20 protein-coding genes are annotated in these 18094 nt (G+C 72.0%); 3 read left to right on the plus strand and 17 right to left on the minus strand.

Annotation, left to right across the window (positions count from 1 at the left end):
- Positions 1-61: 61 nt before the first annotated feature.
- From GA0070606_RS00005 to GA0070606_RS00070, 13 genes are all read right to left on the minus strand, one after another.
- On the minus strand, positions 62-802 hold the full coding sequence (locus GA0070606_RS00005) for a Pycsar system effector family protein (protein ID WP_141721463.1): 741 nt from the start codon (positions 800-802) through the stop codon (positions 62-64).
- Positions 803-890: 88 nt separating this feature from the next.
- Positions 891-1331, minus strand: a complete 441-nt coding sequence (locus GA0070606_RS00010; protein ID WP_091094446.1) for a hypothetical protein — start codon at positions 1329-1331, stop codon at positions 891-893.
- Positions 1332-1349: 18 nt separating this feature from the next.
- Positions 1350-3767, minus strand: a complete 2418-nt coding sequence (locus GA0070606_RS00015) for a DNA translocase FtsK (RefSeq protein WP_091094447.1) — start codon at positions 3765-3767, stop codon at positions 1350-1352.
- A gap of 103 nt (positions 3768-3870) precedes the next feature.
- Positions 3871-5814, minus strand: a complete 1944-nt coding sequence (locus GA0070606_RS00020) for an ATP-binding protein (protein ID WP_091094448.1) — start codon at positions 5812-5814, stop codon at positions 3871-3873.
- A 95-nt stretch (positions 5815-5909) separates the two neighbouring features.
- Positions 5910-7343, minus strand: coding sequence for a hypothetical protein (locus tag GA0070606_RS00025; protein WP_091094449.1), 1434 nt, complete (start codon positions 7341-7343; stop codon positions 5910-5912).
- Positions 7340-7777 (minus strand): hypothetical protein, encoded by a 438-nt coding sequence (locus GA0070606_RS00030; RefSeq protein ID WP_091094450.1) that lies wholly within the window; start codon positions 7775-7777, stop codon positions 7340-7342. Before GA0070606_RS00030 ends, GA0070606_RS00025 begins: the two co-directional genes overlap by 4 nt.
- Before the next feature lie 15 nt (positions 7778-7792).
- Complete coding sequence (locus GA0070606_RS00035) at positions 7793-8014, minus strand: hypothetical protein (RefSeq protein ID WP_091094451.1); 222 nt, start codon at positions 8012-8014, stop codon at positions 7793-7795.
- A 414-nt stretch (positions 8015-8428) separates the two neighbouring features.
- On the minus strand, positions 8429-9736 hold the full coding sequence (locus GA0070606_RS31755) for a hypothetical protein (protein ID WP_141721475.1): 1308 nt from the start codon (positions 9734-9736) through the stop codon (positions 8429-8431).
- Between the two features lie 41 nt (positions 9737-9777).
- Entirely contained in the window at positions 9778-10011 is a 234-nt protein-coding gene (locus GA0070606_RS00050; RefSeq protein ID WP_091094453.1) for a hypothetical protein, read from the minus strand.
- Entirely contained in the window at positions 10011-10580 is a 570-nt protein-coding gene (locus GA0070606_RS00055; RefSeq protein WP_091094454.1) for a hypothetical protein, read from the minus strand. The genes GA0070606_RS00050 and GA0070606_RS00055 overlap by 1 nt, the downstream gene beginning before the upstream one ends.
- Entirely contained in the window at positions 10577-11257 is a 681-nt protein-coding gene (locus GA0070606_RS00060) for a GGDEF domain-containing protein (RefSeq protein ID WP_091094455.1), read from the minus strand. The genes GA0070606_RS00055 and GA0070606_RS00060 overlap by 4 nt, the downstream gene beginning before the upstream one ends.
- Positions 11254-11832 carry an Lsr2 family DNA-binding protein gene (locus tag GA0070606_RS00065; protein WP_091094456.1) on the minus strand — a complete coding sequence of 193 codons (579 nt, stop codon included), beginning with the start codon at positions 11830-11832 and terminating at the stop codon, positions 11254-11256. The genes GA0070606_RS00060 and GA0070606_RS00065 overlap by 4 nt, the downstream gene beginning before the upstream one ends.
- Entirely contained in the window at positions 11829-12377 is a 549-nt protein-coding gene (locus tag GA0070606_RS00070; RefSeq protein ID WP_091094457.1) for a sigma-70 family RNA polymerase sigma factor, read from the minus strand. The genes GA0070606_RS00065 and GA0070606_RS00070 overlap by 4 nt, the downstream gene beginning before the upstream one ends.
- A gap of 310 nt (positions 12378-12687) precedes the next feature.
- Here GA0070606_RS00070 and GA0070606_RS00075 point away from each other — a divergent pair, with 310 nt between their 5' ends.
- Both GA0070606_RS00075 and GA0070606_RS00080 read left to right on the plus strand, forming a co-directional pair.
- Positions 12688-13515, plus strand: a complete 828-nt coding sequence (locus GA0070606_RS00075) for a GntR family transcriptional regulator (RefSeq protein WP_091094458.1) — start codon at positions 12688-12690, stop codon at positions 13513-13515.
- Entirely contained in the window at positions 13512-14249 is a 738-nt protein-coding gene (locus GA0070606_RS00080) for a PP2C family protein-serine/threonine phosphatase (RefSeq protein ID WP_091094459.1), read from the plus strand. Before GA0070606_RS00075 ends, GA0070606_RS00080 begins: the two co-directional genes overlap by 4 nt.
- 96 nt (positions 14250-14345) lie before the next feature.
- On the opposite strand, the gene GA0070606_RS00085 is transcribed toward GA0070606_RS00080, so the two are convergent.
- From GA0070606_RS00085 to GA0070606_RS00095, 3 genes are all read right to left on the minus strand, one after another.
- Complete coding sequence (locus GA0070606_RS00085) at positions 14346-14843, minus strand: hypothetical protein (protein WP_091094460.1); 498 nt, start codon at positions 14841-14843, stop codon at positions 14346-14348.
- 75 nt (positions 14844-14918) lie between these two features.
- Entirely contained in the window at positions 14919-15764 is an 846-nt protein-coding gene (locus GA0070606_RS33025; protein WP_245724495.1) for a hypothetical protein, read from the minus strand.
- A gap of 79 nt (positions 15765-15843) precedes the next feature.
- Positions 15844-16281: a hypothetical protein gene (locus tag GA0070606_RS00095; RefSeq protein ID WP_091094461.1), complete on the minus strand. Its 438-nt coding sequence runs from the start codon at positions 16279-16281 to the stop codon at positions 15844-15846.
- Between the two features lie 155 nt (positions 16282-16436).
- On the opposite strand from GA0070606_RS00095, the gene GA0070606_RS00100 reads away from it, so the two are divergent.
- A complete protein-coding gene (locus tag GA0070606_RS00100; RefSeq protein ID WP_091094462.1) occupies positions 16437-16709 on the plus strand; it encodes a recombinase family protein in 273 nt (90 codons plus the stop codon).
- A 447-nt stretch (positions 16710-17156) separates the two neighbouring features.
- Here GA0070606_RS00100 and GA0070606_RS00105 read toward each other — a convergent pair whose 3' ends face one another.
- On the minus strand, positions 17157-18092 hold the full coding sequence (locus tag GA0070606_RS00105; protein WP_091094463.1) for a hypothetical protein: 936 nt from the start codon (positions 18090-18092) through the stop codon (positions 17157-17159).
- Positions 18093-18094 lie beyond the last annotated feature (2 nt).

Here is an 18094-nt window from a genome sequence, read left to right on the forward strand (position 1 = left end):
AACAGCTCGTAGGCGTCGACGCGGTCCTGGACGATGATCGTGGTGGTCACGGTCATGGCGCTCACCGGCCCCAGATCGCGAGGGCGGCGGTGATGGCCGCGCCGGCGTATCCGGCCAGCAGCAGCGGCACCGCGCGGGCGATGGCGGCGTACTTGGCGCGTACGGCGCGGGAGAGCCACCACAGCTCGCGGGCGCGGGTCAGCGGGGTCATCTGCGCCACCTGGTCGGTGTCGCCGCCGGCGAGCCGGGCCAGGACGCTCTGGGCGTCGGTGGCGTCGGCGTAGGCCATGAACCCGTAGCCGCCGGCGAGGCGGGGCCGGGAGGCCGTCAGCAGCAGCACCACGGCGGTCAGCACGACGGCGGCGGTGGCCGCGCCGGCCACCGCCGCGGTGGTGGGGAGGTGGCCGCCGGCTCCGGCGCCGCCGAGCACCGCGAGGCCGGCGCCGAGCAGCACCCCGGCCATCTGCAGGTAGCCGCTGGCCTTGGGGTCGACGCGGTACAGCTCGGCGCGGACGGCGGCGATCTCGGCGTCCAGGGCGGCGGTGGTGGTGCCCCGGCCGCAGGCGGAGGCGTGCGCGCCGGCGCGGGCGAGGATCTCCAGCTCGGAGAAGTCGCTGTCGGTGGTGCCGCAGCCGGTGCAGCGGGAGGTGCTGTTGGCGAGGCTGGTGGAGATCTCCACGAGCACCGCGTGGGCGCCCGCAGTGGGGATCTGGAAGTGGCGGCGCGGGCCGTGCGGGCCGCGCGGGTCGTGGGTGCTGGCGTAGGCGACGCCGAGGTAAGTCGGGTCTGCGGGATCAGGCACGATGGCGGTGCTCCTTCGGTTCGTTGCGGGCTGGGGGAGTGGCGGGCGGCCCTGTGCTGTAGGAGGCGGTGGGGCCGCCCGCGCGGCGTTATCGGCTGGTGGGGTCGTAGAGGGTGGAGTCGGGGCGCGGGTACGCCTCGGGGCGGCAGGAGTCGTCGTGGCCGCACCAGTGCCAGGTGGTGTTGCCTGGGCGCAGCGGGGCGGTGCGGGCGTCGGCGAGGATCTGCGCGTCGTCGTCGTTCCAGTCGATGCCGGTGGTGATCGCCGTGGCGGCGGCCTCGTCGACGTGGCGGGCGCACAGCCGTTGCGCCAGGGCCAGGCCGCTGGGCAGGTGCACGAGGCTGTAGCGGCCGTCGAGGCGCTGTCCGTCGTCGTCGACGGTGACGTGCACGGCCAGGCCCGGCGCTACGGGCCAGCCGGCGACGATCGTCTCGCTGACGCGGGGCTGGTCGGCGGCGTCGGTGTCCAGCGTCTTGATCCGTACGGGAATGGTGATCGGCGCGGTGGCGGGGGTCGTGGTGGTCGTCATGGGGGATCTCCTGTTCGGTTAGCGGCGGGTGCCGCTGCGGAACGGCAGCACCGTGGCGCTGGCGCTGTCGTCGGGGTCTGCGGTCGGCTGGCTGCCGAGGGCGGTGAGCAGGTCGGGCAGGTCGTCGGGGCGGATGAGCACCTCGCGGGCCTTGGACCCTTCGGAGGGGCCGACGATGTGCAGGTCGGCCAGGGCGTCCATCAACCTGCCGGCCTTGGCGAAGCCGATGCGCAGCTTGCGTTGCAGCATCGAGGTCGACCCGAACTGGCTGGTGACGATCAGCTCGGCGGCCTCGCCGAGCAGGGCCTTGTCGTCGTCGCTGAGCGCGTCGAGCACCGTCGTGTCCACTGCCGCCGGCGCTCCGGTGGTCGGCGCCATGACGGTCGGGGCGGTGGGCTGGCTATCGGCGGCGGCCTGGCTGCGCCAGTGCGCGACGACGGCGGTGACTTCGGCGTCGGACACCCATGCGCCCTGGATCCGGATCGGGGTGGAGGCGCCCATCGGCAGGAACAGGCCGTCGCCCTTGCCGAGAAGTTTCTCGGCGCCGGGCTGGTCGAGGATGACCCGGGAGTCGGTCAGCGAGGAGGTGGCGAACGCGAGCCGCGACGGCACGTTGGCCTTGATCAGGCCGGTGACCACGTCCACGGAGGGGCGTTGGGTGGCCAGCACGAGGTGGATGCCGGCGGCGCGGGCGAGCTGGGTGATCCGCACGATTGAGTCCTCGACGTCGCGGGGGGCGACCATCATCAGGTCGGCCAGCTCGTCGACGACGACCACCAGGTACGGGTACGGCTCCAGCGTGCGCTCGCTGCCGGCCGGGGCGGTGATCTGACCGGCGCGGACCTTGCGGTTGTACTCGTCGACGTGCCGCACGCCGTGGGCGGCCATGTCGTCGTAGCGCATGTCCATCTCCCGCACGACCCACTCCAGGGCGTCGGCGGCCTTACGGGCGTTGGTGATGATCGGGGTGACCAGGTGCGGAAGGCCCTCGTAGGCGGTCAGTTCGACACGCTTGGGGTCGATCAGCAGCAGCCGCACCTCCTCGGGAGTGGCCCGCGTGAGCAGGGAGGCGAGCAGGGTGTTGAGGCAGCCCGACTTGCCGGCGCCCGTAGCGCCGCCGATGAGGATGTGGGGCATGGCCGCGAGGTTGGCGGTGACCGCGCCGCCGTCGATGTCCTGGCCCAGACCGACAAGGAGCCGGTGCTGGTCGCGGGCGGCGACGCGGATGACGTCGCCGAGGGTCACGATCTCCCGGTCCGGGTTGGGCAGCTCCACCCCGACGGCGCTCTTGCCCGGGATCGTGTCGAGCATCCGCACGTTCTCGGTGCCGACGCGCAGGCCAAAGTTCTTGGCTAGGCCGGTGACCTTCTGGACCTTCACGCCAGGGCCGAGGGTGATCTCGTAGCGGGTGACGGTCGGTCCGCGGCGCGCGCCCGAAACCTTCGCGGCGACCTTGAACTCGTCGAGGACGCCCTGCAGCGCCATCCACCCGGCGTCGCCGGGCCCAACGCGGCGGCGGGTGGACTCGCCAGCGACGAGCAGGCTCACCGGTGGCAGCTGGTAGCCGCCGGCCGTCGTCGCCGGCGACACCGCCGCGACGGTCGTGGTGGCCGGGTCGGCCGCCCGGCGCGGTCGCGGCGGACGAGACGCGGATTCCTCGGAATCGCCCGGGGCGGGGGTCGTGGCAGCCGCCAGCGTGGCGGTGGTGGCCGTCGGTACGGCGGTGGGGACGTCCTGGTCGACGTCGTCCTCGTCCTCGGCGTCGGCCAGGTCGATGAGGTCCGTCGCCGGCGACGCGGGGGTACGGCGGCGCAAGGCGGCGATGCTGATCGCCACAGCGACCGGGGTGACGCCGGTAAGGGCGGTCAGTCCGGCGGCGACGAGTCCGATCATGATCGGCACGGCGCCCCATGCGCTGAGCACGAGGTCGAGAGCACCGGCCAGGCGGCCGAGCAGCCCGCCCGCGCCGGACACGGCGAGATCGAGCAGTCCTCCGAAGCCGGCGGCGATCCCGAGGATGCCGGCGGCCTGGGCGAGGGTGCGCACGGTGTGGGTGCCGGCGGGATGGCGCATCGCCTGCACGGCGAGCCAGAGCAGCGGCAGCGGCGCGAGCGGGGCGAGCTCACCCAGTAGGGCGTCGGTGATGCCGGCCGGCACGTCCAGGATCCGGCCGGGCAGGCCGGCAGGGTTGGTCCACACGGCGGCCGCGGTGACGACGCCGGTGAGCAGCAGGGCGAGGCCGGCGTGGTCGTGGCCGGGCAGGTCGACCTCGGGGGTGCGGTGCGGGCTGGGCAGGCGGCGGGCGAGGCGGCCGGTGTGGCGGGCGCTGCCGTGCCAGGCGCTCCGGGCGGCCAGGGCGCACCAGCGGACGAACGCGGCGCCGTGGTCGACCTCGGCCTCCTTGGTGCGGCGAGAGCGGCGGGCGGTGCTGGCCATAGGGGTCTCCTTGTCCGAGCGGGGTTTGGGTGCGCGGCAGAGGGCGGGGCTTGGCGGCTGCCGCGAGGGCCGGACTCGTGGGGGCCGGCCGTCACGGTGGCGGTCAGGCCGAGAGGGTCCAGGGGCCGCCGCGCTGGGCGGGCGGGGTGATGCGGCCGGCGTCCTTGAGTCGGCCCAGGACGGCGTAGAGCTGGGCCTGGTTGACCGGGCAGTCGGGGCGGTCGAGCAGCGCCTGGGCGGAGGCGGGGCCCCGGCGCAGGCACGCCAGCACCCACTCGGCGGTGGTCTGCGGCTGCGTGACCTCGACGACGGTGGTGGTCGTCTTGGTGCGGCCACCGAACGCGGCGCGCAGTCGGTCCACGGCGCTGCCACCGGTCGTCGGGGCATTGGTGGTGGTGCTGCTGGTCTTGGGGGCCTTGATCGGGGTGTTCGGGTCGATCGGCGGGACGTTCCAGCGCACCGGCACGCGGGGGCTGGCGGCGGCGACGGCGACCTCGTCGAGGTGCGGGACGCGGCAGAGCATGCCGACGCGGTTGCTGTGGCGCAGGTAGCCCATGCCGGCGGTGGTCTTGCCGTCGATCTCCCGCTCGATGGCGAACGGGTCGCCGACGAAGTCGTCGGGCAGGATCGTGGTGCCGGAGCCGCGGTTGGACAGCCGCAGGATCAGCGCGTTGCCGGCGACCAGGGCGTCACGCAGTCGCACCGAACCACCGAGGGACTTCATCTGCGGAAGCTGGGTGGCCAGCACGAGACCGGCGCCGGTCTTGCGCATCGTCTCGGCGGCCTGCTCGACCAGGGGCACCAGCAGGGTGTTCGGAATCAGCACCAACTGGCACTCGTCGACGATGACCATCAGCTTGCCCAGGCCGAGGGCCTTCACCCGGGGATCGTTCTCGTCGTAGGTGTCGACGCCGGCGGCGGCGAGCAGCTCGGAGCGGCGCATCACCTCGGCGTGGAAGCGGCGCAGCAGCAGGTTCACCGCGTCGACACCGGCGTGGTACTCCACCGTGTCCTTCCAGGCGGGCAGGCTCTGCCCGTTCTGCGTGTCGCCGATCACGACCTGGAAGCCGCCGTCGAGCAGGTTGGCGCACAGCACCCCCAGGGCGCGGGTCTTGCCGGAGCCGGAGGAGCCGACGACCACTCCACCGAGCACCCCGAAGTTGCGTCGGGAGAACACCCACGGGCCAGCGGAGCCGTCGGTGAACCGGGCGATCTCGCAGCGGCCGTCGTGGTAGGTCGGGCCGGTCCACGGCACGCCGTCGAGGATGTAGGAACGCTCGACGATGATGACCTGCAGCCGGGCCGTCTTGCCGGTGGAGCGCCACCCGACGGTGCCTTCATCGAGGTCCAGGGCGACCTCGACGTCCGGGCCGCTCTTGAACAGCGGGGCCGGCTTGGTGCCGGGAGCCAGGCGCACCAGAGCCTCGGTGACGCCGGGGCGGGGGTTGGCGGCCCGGGTCAGGGTGGTGCCGGCGCAGACGCCCTGTCCGACGACCTCCTGCTGCCAGCGCTGCTGCCAGTGCGCGGTCAGCGGATCCACGGTGGGCGGCGCGTCGACCACGACCGGGGCCTGCTGCGGCTCGGGCTGCGAGGGTCGCTGACGCAGGTGGTACCACCACGGCCAGCCCAACACCGCGCCGGCAAGGGTCGGCCCGAACATCGTCAGCGTGGGGTGGGCGGCCATCGCGGCCGAACCACCGGCGGCGACCGTGGCGACAGCGAAGACGCCGAGGACCACGGCGATCGTGGCCCGCCAGGCGCGCACGGTGCGGCTGCGGGCACGCCACCCGGCGGCCGTGGCGGCGATCGCCAGGGCGAGGATCGCCACCGTCTGCCACGACAGGCCCAGCGGCCCAGCCATCCAGGCCACGGCCAGCTCTGCGAGCACCCAGTAGCAGGGAAACAGACGCCGCCAGCTACGGCGCACCAGCCAGCCGACGCCGTAGGCGACGATGGCGAGCAGGGCGCTCAGGGCGCGGCCCAGCGCGGCCAGGCGGTCCGCGCGTACCTCGGAGGCGGTCCGGGTGGAAGCGGTCCGGGTCGACATCGTGGGTGCTCCTTCGATCCAGGCTGGTGGGGGCGGAAGGTCTTGGGATGGGCCCCGGGGCGGTGCGTCCGCCCCGGGGCCGGGGTAGAGCTCGGTCAGCCGACCAGAACTTCCTTCGACGCGACGTTGCCGCCGGCGTCGGCGACGGCCTCGGCGACCTGGCCGTCCTTGGCGTTGAAGTCGGCCAAGGCGGCCTGCAGCTCCTCCTGGGCGCTGTTCAGCGCCGCGTGGGCCGAGGCGAACTGCTCGGCGGCGTCGCGCAGGTGCCCGACGGTCGAGGCGGCCATCTCCAACCCCTCGTAGCGGTCGGCGGCCTCGGTCAGGACGCCGGCGACCCCACCGACCTCCTCGGCCCGCTCCCCGGCGGCCTCAGCGGCCTGGGTGAACGCGGCGCGGATCTCCTCCGGACCAGTGGCTTCCAGGTTCACGGTCATCTCCCTCAGTTGCTCGGTGGTGCTGGACAGACCGACCGCCGGGCGGGCGGCCGGGTGGTGCTGGTCGTCCCCGGCGTCGGTGCCGGAGGTCTTGTGGACGTCGCAGAACGGGCCCTCCGGGCCGCCGCCCGGGTTGTCGCACCACTGATCCGGCAGGCCCTCGCGAACCTCGCGGTGGGCGCACCTGCCGTACAGGTCGTTGCGCATCCGCTCCACGTCGGCCTGACTGGGCGGGCCGACCGGCGACGGGCGGGCGGGCTGCGACGGACGGGCGGGCCGCGGGGGGCAGGTGTGCTGCGCGCCCGCCGCCTCGGCCGCCTGCATCGAGGTGAAGGTCTCGTCGCGCTGGCCGCACACCCGGCACCGCCACCCGAACCGCGGCGGCCGGCACTTCGCGCAGTCCGGCTTCTGGCAGTAGGTGTGGTCGTCGGTGTGGACCACCGATGACACCGGGCCCTTTGCCTGCGCCACCGGGTCGTTGACCGGCTCAGCCGAGCGGGCGGACTCCGTCGCGTCCTGGGCGCCGCCGGGAATCACCCGAAGTGCCGGCCGACGCGTTTCCTCCTCACCGGCGCTGCCGCTGGGGGCGGGGGATTCGGCGGGATCACCAGTGGTGGTCTGGGTGGGCTCGGGCTGTCCGGTGTACTGGTCGGGGTGCTCGGTGCGGGTGTGCTCGCGGCCGGCACCCTGGGCGTTGGCCTCGATCCGGTACGGGCGGCTGGACCACCCGCACAGGTCGCAGTCGGCGTACCAGCGGCCCTGCTCGTCGACGTCGACCACGACCCCGTCGACGGCCTGGGCGCCCCGCTTGCGGGCGGCAGCACGTCGGCGGCGGGCCCGGGCCCGGTCGGTGGCGTCCTCGATAAGTCCGGCCAGGTAGCCGTCTGCGGCGGCGACCGTACTGCCGGTCCGGCCAGCGCCGGCCGGGGCGCTCACCCCGGCCGCGCCGTCGGCCTTCTGCGCGGCGGCCTGCTGTCGGGCGCGGGCCTGGCGGCGCGGGGACTGCTTGCCCCGCACCGCGTAGGCGGCGTCTTCCAGCAGCAGCACGGCGATCTTCGCCACCGCGAGGTAGACCAGGACGTCGAAGATGATCACTGGACCACGCTCCGGATGGTCTCGCCGAGACCGCCGATGATCATCGGCAGCAGCAGGGCGCAGGCCAGCGCGGCGTGGGCCAGCTTGGCCTTGCCGCCACCGCCACTCTTGCCGGCCGCCCCCTTGCCGCCGGCCTTGGCGCCGCCGCCCTTGCCGCGCAGGAACACGACCACGACGATCGCCAGCGCGAGACCCAGCGCGGTGGGAATGGCCAGGGCCACGTCCTCGGCGTCCTGACCGATCCACTTGCCGACCGGTTGGGCGATCGTGTCGATGCCCTTGGCGAGCCACTTGTTGACCTGCCTGACGACGACGCCGGCGAGCAGCGCGCCCACCACCAGGGCGACCACGACCCGCAAGCGGGGGGTGAAGTGGAAGACGATCGACAAAGCGATGTAGACGAGTCCGCCGAGCACGATCAGTGCGCTGGTCATGACGGGTGCCTCCTCTCAGAGGGTTCGGGTTGCGAGGTAGACCGCGGCCACCGCGGCGGCGGCCAGCGATCGGAGGGGATGCGCGAGGACCCACGAGGCCAGGTGCAGCAGGCCGCGGGGGATGAGCACGAGAACGGCCCAGCAGGCCATCGCGATGGCGTGGGCGTCCTGACCGTCGCGGGCCCGGCCGGTCTGCTCGACCAGCGCGGACAGCGGCTCGGGGGAGCCCGTCCACACCGCCGTGACGCTCTCCCAATCCCCCGGAATGTCACGCAGAGTAACTCTGGTGCCGGAGTTGGGGCCAGAAGAGGCCGGTGCAGTCTGTACGGGTTCGTACTGGTTGGATTCCGGTAGGGGAGAGGGCGGAAGGGCGTCTGACCTGTGCGGAACGAGGGAAACGACATCCGCCTCACGCCGGAATGGAATTCGCGGCGATGGTGACGGTCGGTAGTTGTCCTCGGCGGGTTGGGCGCTCACGGGATCACCTCCATCAGGTGTCGGTGGGGCGGGGTCAAGACGGGTCGCATGGGGGTTGTTCCTCCCTGCCGAGGGGTGGGGCCACGGCACTCGACCCGACGTCGGCGGCGGATCGAGCACCGTGGGCTCACCTGCTCACGGGGTTGCGGCTGTCGGCGTCGCTGGCCGGCCGGCTCAGGCGACGCGACCGTCGGTGAGTTCGCGGACCCGGCCGACGATTTCCGCCGGCACGGCGTTGAGGACCTTGCGGATGGTGCGGTCGGAAATCCCGGTGATCTCCGCCAGGTCGGCCTGCCTCGCGTCCGGGTTTTCCGCCCGGGCGATGAGGATGGCGGCCACCTTTTCCGGCTTCACCGTTTCCACCTCCGGCAGGCCAGGCGGCAACTGCGCCGGCACCGGGGCCAGAGATTTCCGGGTGGCGGGCCGCACGATTTCCGGCTGCCTGCCACCGCTGATTTCCGCCTTCTCCTGTGCCCTGGCGAGGGCCCGGCGGGTGCGCTCCAGCTCGTTGACCAGACCGTCGCGGGCATCCTTGATCGCCTGGCTCTCCTGCTCGGCGTAAGCCCTGGCGGTGGCCTGCCGCTCGGCGAAGCGCTGCGCCTCGTCGAGCTGCGCCCGCAGCGCCCGCACCGTCTCGTCCAACTCGGCGGCCCGGTCCTGGGCTGCCTGCGCGGTGTAGCGGGCCTCCGCGAGGGCCTGCTGGTAGTCGCGTTCGGCCTGCTCAGCGGCCTCGGTGAGCACCCGGACCTGCTCGCTCGCGGTGTGCTCCGCCAGCACCCGGGCCGCCGCCGCCCGGTCTGCGGCGTCGCGGGCCTCGGCCAACCGCCCCTCGGCCAGCCGGGCCGCCTCGACAGCGGCGTTCGCCCGCTGCTCGGCGACACGGGCGGCCTCACGAGCCTCCGTAGCGGCCCGGGCATGCCCGGCGATTTCCGCCTCCGCGTCGGCCTCGATTTCCGCTCGCGTTTCCGCTTCCGACCGCGCCCGTGTTTCCGCTTCGGCCACCCGGGTTTCCGCCTTGACCCGGGCAGCGGCTTCCGCCTCGGCCCGCGCCGTTTCCGCCCGCGCCACTGCCTCGGCTTCCGCCTGCGCTGCCCGCGCGGCGGCCGTTTCCGCCCGCGCCACCCGGACCTCTTCCGCCCGCTGGGCCGCCTCCTCCTGAGCCGCGATCTCCTTTCCGGTACGGCCAGTGAGGATCTTGACCCGGACAACCACGATCGGCGCGATGCAGGCGACCGCCACCACCAGACCCCACGGCACCTCCTCGCCCTCGGTGATGTAGACCGGGAGAAGGTGCACCGCGACCTGGCAGAAGATCATCAGCAGCATGCCGACGACCATGTCCTTCCACCGGCGACGGTGGAACGCGGTGATCACGTACACGTCGAGCATCACCGGGAACATCCAGGCGATCCACTGCGAGAAGTGCGCGGCCACCGCCAGGTCGAACTCGCCCTTGGCCGTGAGGATCACCGCTGCGGCCATCGCAATCCACGGACCCCACGACGCGTCGGCGAACCTCTTGTTCACTGCGGGCCTCCCGATGCCGGCACCCGCTCGTCGGCGATCAGCGACCGCCCGGCGCCGAGCAGCTCCCGGGCGATCTCGTCCTCCGCGCACGACTGGTGGCAGGCGGCGCCCTTGCTGTCGCGCATCTTGGTGCCGGTTTCGCAGACTCGGCAGGGCAGCGACCGCACGCCGTCGTAGTGCCCGGGGCCCGTCCAGTCCAGGTGCACTCGCACCACCAGCAGCGCGGCCATCACGACACCTCCCCACGGCGGGACCGGACCTGCGCGACCAGCTCCCGGCCCAGCGGGTCGAGGTCGGCCTCGTCGACGTCCACGGCGAGGCCGTGGCGGCGCTCGTTGACCCACCGCACGACTCGCCGGCCGGCCACCACGGCGGCGACCAGCCCGAGGACGGCGGCGGGGGAGTAGAGCAGCAGGTCCGGGGCCGCCTCGGCGTGCTCGGCGTAGCGGCGCCCGGCGCTCACGACGAAGGCGGCCGGGCCGGCCACGGTCACGCCGGCGACGGCGACCCACACCGCCCGGCCGGAGCGGCCCGGCCGGGCGTCGTCCTGGTCGACCGGCTCCACGCGCGGCGCAATCGGCCACCAGCCGTCACGGCCCTGGTGGTCCCACGCGGCCCCGCAGAACGGACACGCCCAGCCGTCGGCCTGCCGGGTCAGCACCACGTCATCGAGAGGGCACAGCGCCCCGACGTCGTCGAGCCGGAGCGCCGGCGGAACCGGAAACGCCTCACGCAGCAGGGGGCCGGCCTGCGGCCGGCACGCCGCCACGCGCACGACCGGGGAGTTGGTGGTCGTCATGCCGCCACCCCCAGCGCGTGGGTGAGAGCGGCCAGCTCGCGCAGCCGCACCAGCGGACGCTGCTCCACCTCCGGCAGCTCAGTGAGCACGTTGTGCTCGACCAGGCCGTCACCACCACGCAGCTTGACTTCGTACGCGGCGGCGTCCGCGGCGGCGAAGGCCCGGCTCCGGTCCTCACCGGCCGTGGCGTGGACCGCACCGACGCTGGCCGTCACCGAAACGGCGACGCCGTCGGCGACCTCGATCGGCGCGGCCAAGGCCTGGATGACCTCCGCGCCGAGAATCTGCGCCATCGGTGCCGGCGACGGGCACGCCAGCACGAACTCGTCGCCACCGATCCGGGCGACGACCGCGCCGTCGATGCCGTCCAACGGCTCCCGCAGCCGGCGGGCGATCTCCACCAGCAGCCGATCCCCGGCGGCGTGGCCCCAGGTGTCGTTGACCGGCTTGAACTTGTCCAGGTCGGCCAGGACCAGGTCGTACGACTCGCCGTCCATCTCGTCGAGCGCGGCGGCCAAGCCCGCCCGGTTCGCCAGGCCAGTCAGCGGATCCGTGGTCGCCTCCCGGCGGGCCTGCGCCAGGCGGCACCGCTGCGACCGAACCGCCCGCGCGGCCCACACGTGCCCAGCCACCGACAGCGCCGCAACGGCCGGGAGCAGCACCGTCCGCGCCTTCACTGGGTCACCTCCGACCCAGTAGCCGCCGCGTACGCCTCGCAGATCTCGCGCGAGATCCGACCCCGCTCCTTGACCTCGTAGCCGTTGGCCACGGCCCACTGGCGCATTGCCACCCGCTGGGCGGCGCCCTCGCGGCGATTACGCGGCGGCGAGTCCGCAGAATCGCGGCGGCCGGCCGCCCGCAGCTCCTGGCGCACCTCGGCGAGCTGGCTCGCCAGCTTCTCCGCAGCCTCGGACAGCTCGCGGCGTCGCTTCTCAGCGGCCTCGCGCTCCTGGCGCGTCGCCTCCTCCGCCTCGACCCGCCCGGTCAGCTCCTGCACCAGGCCGGTGATCTTCTCGGCGAGCTTCCGGGTTCGGGCGGCCTCGCTGCCGGCCGCAATTCGCAGCAGCTCCTCCACAGTGCGGCGGACCTGGGCTGGCGTCGGCTCGGCCCCCGTGGTCGGCGCGACCGGCGCGCCAGGGCCCACGGTGACCCGGATGCCCATCGGCATCCGCTGCGCCGGGGCCGGCGTGCCCTTCGCCGCGCGCACCAGCGCGGCGGTACCGTTGGGCGGCGTCATCGTCGTGATGCTCATGCCGGCATCACCACCGTCACCGGCAGCAGTGCCCGCAGCGCCTTCAGTGCCTTGTACTGCACCGACTTGATCGCCATCGGGGTCTTGCCCAGCGCCTGCGCGGTCTCCTCGATTGACAGCTCCCGCAGGTACCGCAGTGTGATGCACTGCCGCTGTACCGGGTTGAGCTGCTCGATCCCGGCGAGCAGGGCCTCACGGGTCAGGGTGTCCACTGCGGCGGCCTCCGGGCCCGGCGCCCGGTCCGCCGGGGCCGCGTCCCGCAACTCCGCCACCGGCCGCTCACGCCGCTGGTGCGACCGCTGCCAGTTGATCACCAGATTCCGGGCGATCGTGGTCACCCAGGCACCGAAGTCGCCGCCCGGCCGCCGGAACGAGTTGATGTTGCACAGTGCCCGCAGGAACGTCTCCGAGGTCAGGTCCTCGGCAACCTGCCGGTCCAGGACCCGCCGGTAGATGAGCCGAAACACCTGGTCGGTGTACCGGTCGTAGACCAGCCCGAACGCTTCCGCGTCACCAGCCTGTGCCCGCGCCACCAGCGCGGTCATCTCGTCGGCCGTCGATGATGTCTGGGGCTGCCCGGCACGAATTTGGGCAGCACGTACTCTCGTTGCAGGCATCTGAGCCTCCTCAGGTAGAGATGCCGTCGCCCTGGGGCGTCAACCCGCAGGGCATTGGTCACAGCGGGTGCGATCCGTTGCGACCATGACCGCGGCGGGTGCGATCCGCCGCGGTCTCTTTTTGGGCCTATGGGTGCGATCCTTTGGCCCTTGGTTCTTGTCTTGGGACAATGTTGACTGTCAGCCCCTCGGCTGTCAACGATAGTCCCAAGACAATTCTTGAAGATGAGGAGACGCGGTGGCCGTACACTCGCGCTACCTGGACATAGCGGCCAAGATCCGCGATCGGATCCTGGCCAACGAGTGGAAGCCCGGTTCCAAGCTGCCGCGCCTCGACGACTTTGCCGCCGAGTACGCAGCAAACCGGGACACCATTGGGAGAGCCATCGGTGCACTGGAGGCCGAAGGCTACGTCTGGGCGATCCAAGGCCGAGGGATCATCGTCCGTCACGGGACGATCCGCCCTCGTCGCCCTCGTGGGAACCTGGTGAAGCGAAACACCGTCGCGCCTGGGTACTCGTTCCCCTCGGCCTCCAGCCAGGAGGTCTGGAAGCACCACATCCCGCCCGTGGCAACCTTCGAGCCGGTGACCGATTCCCGGATCGCCAAGCTGCTTGGTATCCCGCAGGGGACCGAGGTGCTACGGCGTTTTCGGGTCACCGGGCCAGAGTCGGAGCCCCCCTTCCAGATCAACATCTCCTGGATCCATCCTCGGGTGGCCGATATCCCAGGGGTTGCCTCACAGGCGCCAGGGCCGGGGGACTGGCTTTACCGGATCGAGCGAGCTGGCCACTGGCCGCTGAGTTGGATGGAGATCCACAGGGCCCGGATGCCCAGCAAGGACGAGGCAGCACTACTCGAGATCCCGACCAGCCTCCCGGTCTTGGAAATCGTTCGCGTCGGCACATCCGGAGCAGACGGTCAGCCCGTCGAGGTGACGGAGTACGTCGTTGCCAGTGACCGTGTCGAGACGATCCACGTTCTGCATCGAGATGATTCAGCACAGAATCCTTGGCCTGACGAGGGTAAAGATGCACCCCACGGCGACGGCGGCGGTGCTGCATGACGCCGCCCCTCCGCATCGAGCGAGCAGGTGGGTCGCACGTCGGCTACGTCCGACAGCGCAACGAAGATTCGATCTACTTGGGACGCTCTCTGATCGCCGTAGCTGATGGGCTCGGGGGGCACGTCGCCGGCGACGTAGCCAGCTCGACGGTGATCGAGGCCATGCGGCAGTACGACCGGGAAGTCGATCCGAGCCTTCTTGCAGCCACACTCGGGCAGGCCGTCAATGCCGCCAACAACGCTCTCCGAGAACGGATCACGTCCGATGCCGAGCTAGCAGGTATGGGGACCACCCTGGTCGCCATGCTGATCAACGGCCAGACTGCCGCGCTGGCCAACATCGGCGATTCGCGGGCCTACCGACTTCACAGGCTGGCCACACAGGGTGGCCTCACCACGCAAGTCACGGAAGATCACGTCTACGGCCGCCTGGTCTCCGACGCCGCAGATGTGCCTAACCTCCCCGAAAGGCTGGCACGCTTCCTGGACGGAAGACCCGACGGCCGCTCGCCAGACATCACCTTGTTGGCCTTGAACCCGGGCGACCGGTTTCTGCTGTGCTCCGATGGGCTCAGTTCGTACGTGCCGGAGCACCTGCTACACGCCGCACTGGCAAACGCCTCAACGCCGACACAGACGGTTGATCGCCTGATCGCGGCGGCTCTCGACCACGGCGGCCCAGACAACGTCACCGTCGCTGTCATCGATGTCCAGGAGGGCACAGGATCCGACTGAGCGTCGGGCGGCCCGCATGTGGCCTGGGTGGATTCGGCCGCCTGAATGACGGTGGTTGGGCCAGGCGCGGGGTCGCGGCCCTGATCACGACCGGCCTCAGTCTTCGATGCCAGCGAGGGAGAACAGGTCGAGCTGCTCGCCGGGGTCGGTTGGCCGGCACGCTGCCCACACGGCCTCGCCGGCGCGGGAGCAGGAGTCGACGACGTCAGTCCAGCCGATGCCCCGGAATCCACCCGGGTGGTCGCGCCAGGCGATGACGGCCTGCTCGCAGCGGCGGATCAGGTCGTCGGTAACCCGGTCGCTGTCGAGAACGGTGCCCAGGTCGGTCCAGGTCAGCCGCAACGGCCGGTGGAGGTTGCCGTCGTTGATCTCGATGCGTGTCCGGTCGAGCCGGAGCAACCGGCCGGCGGGCAGCGTCTGCCCCTCGTACTCCGGGGCAAGCCGTCGGGCGTCTCGGGTGCGCCAGTAGGTCAGCGGGTGGATGGCGTGGCCGCGTGCGGTGGCCCCGACGGCCCAAGCCAGCAGCGGGCGGTGGGTGGCCGAGGTGGCGGTGGCGAGGATGGTGCGGGCGTCGAACCGGTGGCTGGTGCTCATGGTGGTCCCCCTGTCGTGTGCTGGTCGGGCGGCGGGTCCGCACCCGGGCCCGTGGCGGCCCGGGTGCGGGAGGTGTCAGCCGTGGTCCTGGTCGACGTCGACGACGTCGGGCAGGCGGGTCCAGCCGGTGGGGGTCCAGATCTGCCAGTGCTGGCCGGGGCCGGCGGGAAAGTCGCGGTGCAGGGCGCGGGCTACCGCGCGGTGCCAGGCGGTGTCGGTGGTCATCGGCGCGGTGGCGCTGGCGTAGGTGATCGGGTACGGGGCCCCGACGGGCTGGCTGTCGCCGTCGAGGGTGTGCTGCATGAGCCGAACCGGGGTGCGGGAGGCGGCCAGCCGCTCGGCGATGTCCGCCGCGGTGACGTGCTCACGGACCAGCTCGGCCAGCACGTCGGCGACGGTGGCGGCCTCGCCGGTGAACAGCCGGGCCCCAGCGGCGTACTCGTCGAGGTCCCTACCGCCGAAGTGGGGGTTCACCGGCCGGTAGGTGGCAGTTCGGTGCGGGCGGTGCGGGTGAGTGGTGATCCAACCGAGGAAGCGGTCGCCGAGGTACAGCCCGTGCTGCTCCGCGCGGTCGGGACCGGGCTGGGTGAGGCCGTCGACTCGAAGCTGGGTGTGCGGCACGGTGAGGCCGGTGTGCGGCAGGGTCACCGGTCCGCTGGTCGCCGCGATCACCCTGGCGTTGATCCAGGCCACACGAACCGGGTTCGCCTTCACGCAGGTGCGGCAGTCGATCGGCACGGTAACGGCGGCGCCGGCTGCGACGGTGTCGCCTCGGGTGCCGGCGCCGCACGAGCTGGAGATGTAGCGGGGCTCGCCGGCCGGGCCCTTGATGCTGCTCAGGTTGCCGAGGTGCACGGCGCGGCCTCGGCCGACGCGAACCGGTGCGAGCTGGGCGGGCCTGGTGTGGGTGGTGCTGGTCATGGTCTCGATCCCTCCGATGTGCTGACTGGGGTTGGTGGGGAGCCGGGCCGGCCCCTCGGTGGGCCGGCCCGGCCGGGTGTCAGCAGTCGCTGGGGTCGGGGTCGTTGCCGTCGTACTGGTCGGCCGCGCCGTAAAGCGAGACCGCGATCTCGGCGAGCTGGGCGAAGAGGCCGTGCCGGTAGACCACCTGGTTGTGGATCGCCTCGGCCTGCGGCCCCCACTGGCCGACCAGGTAGTCGGCCAGCGCTTGCCGGGACTCGTCGGCGAGGGCCTGCGCCTGGTCGTTGCCGACCAGGTCGATGGCGGCGGCGAAGATGGCGCCGGCGATGTCGTATCCGACCCCGGCCGGGTGGTTGCGCACCCGATGGTTGGCGGCCCGCAGGATGACCGCCGGACCGAACTCGCCGGTCTCGAACGGGCACAGCGGGTGGCACGGGTCGGAGAGGTGGGCGCTGCATCCAACGCACTCGTCCTGGTGGTTGATCTCCCGCGCCGAGATCGTCGTATCCTGGGACATGGAACTCCCTTTCGCAGAGGGCTGTTCTTCCTGGCCCGGCCGGGTGTTGCCTCACCCGCCGGGCCGTTCCTTGCCCCTCTATCGTACAGGAAAAGGTACAGAAAAAGCTGTCTCCGAGGGCCTTTTTCTGTACCTTTTTGCCGTACGCTGGGGGCATGAGCAGCGAGTCTGAGATGCGCCGGCCTGAGGTGTCGGCGGGGATGGCGGCGGCCCGGGACCGAGGTGTGCGGTTGGGTCGGCCGCCGGCGCCGGTGCCGCCCTCGGCCGTCCGGGCGGCGAAACTGCGTGGGGAAGGGCTGTCGCTGGCCGCGATCGCCGAGAGGCTGAACGCCGAGCAGGTGCCGACACCGTCGGGCAAGGGGACGTGGGCCAAGAGCAGCGTCAAGTACGTGCTCGACCGGCACGACGCGGCTCAGGAGCCGACGTAGGCCCTTGAGGACGCGGGTTGCAGGCTTGCCCGCGCACGGTGCCGGGGGTGGGGTGGGATCTCCTCGTGTCGGCCGATCTCCGATCGACCGGGCCGGCTCCGGGACGGCCAGGCTCGGCGCAGCCGACCGCGAAGCGGCTTGGCCTGGTCGTCTTGGAGCCGGTCTGGTAGCCCTCTGGGCGGCCGGCGCGAGGAGATCCCACCCCAGGGTGACCACTCACCCACCTGGCACCGGCGGTCGTTCCCCGGGCATCTCCGAGAGAGGCCCCGCCGGAGGCGTCGATATTGGAGAGCCCGACCACGACGGGCCGGGCGGCTGGCGCCTCCTGGACCGGGTCGCTACCCCTGGCCGTAATTCCGCGGCATCAGCTCCGCCGCGTAGAACCCAAGGTCACCCGGGCTTACCGGACCACCCCGTCCCTGGACGGACAGAAAGCGCACGCCGGGCTCAAGCTCCTCCGCCGTGGCGTGCGGCCAACGCGTCAAAGAAGGTGCGCAGAAGGTCGCTGGGCCGGGCTTCCTCCCGCAGCTCCTGGCCGCCGAAGCGGTAGACCTCGTAGCCACGCAGCCGCAGGCCGCGGTCCTCGGCGACCATCTCCGCGTACCGCTGAGGGCTGGCCCGGCCGAAATCGTCGGCGTAGTGCTGGACACCGTCGCACTCGATCACCACGCGCGCCCGGTTCGGCAGCAGCAGGAGGAAGTCCATCCGCTGTCGGGCAAGGGTGGTTCCGCCCTGACGCTTCGTGTACGGGTCGTAGTGGAGATAGACCTGCGGAATCAACGCGGGGATGTCGGGGCCCAATCGCAGGTACCGGTCGGCGTAAGTGCGCAGGATCCGCCGCTCTGCGTCGTTGCTGCCCAAGGACCGATCCAGCCGGCTGTAGAGGCTCCGGGAGACCTCTGTCGGCGATCGGCCGGTCAAGCCTTCCCGATCGGCCCACCAATCAGTGAGTTCCTTCCAGGTGAGCCCGCTCGGACCCAGTGGCCGGTCATAGACCAGGCAGTACTGCTCGTTTTCCACGAGGGCGATGTCGTTGTTGACGGCATCCCGGAAGACGATCTTCGGTTTGGGCCCGTCTGCCGCGAAGATCAGATTCTTTAGGTCGCCGGCGACACCGGTCGGACCTAGGCGGTCCACCAGCGCGGCCAGCCCCGGCGCCTCAACCTCATCCAAAACGCGACGCGCGACGTCGGCCAGTTCAGGCAGTGTGTGGTCCCCCAGGATGGACCAGACGAACGCCGCCTTGGTCAACGACACCCATTCGTCTGGCCAGGGAGCCAGACCGAGGTCCTCAAAGAAGTTCTCGATCTGCCGCCGCGTCATGCCGTCCCGGAGATGCTCGGCGATGGCGTCCCGTAAGCGTGAAGGGCTCACAACCTGCATGG

The sequence above is a fragment of the Micromonospora citrea genome, from assembly GCF_900090315.1.
Taxonomy (GTDB): Bacteria; Actinomycetota; Actinomycetes; order Mycobacteriales; family Micromonosporaceae; genus Micromonospora; species Micromonospora citrea.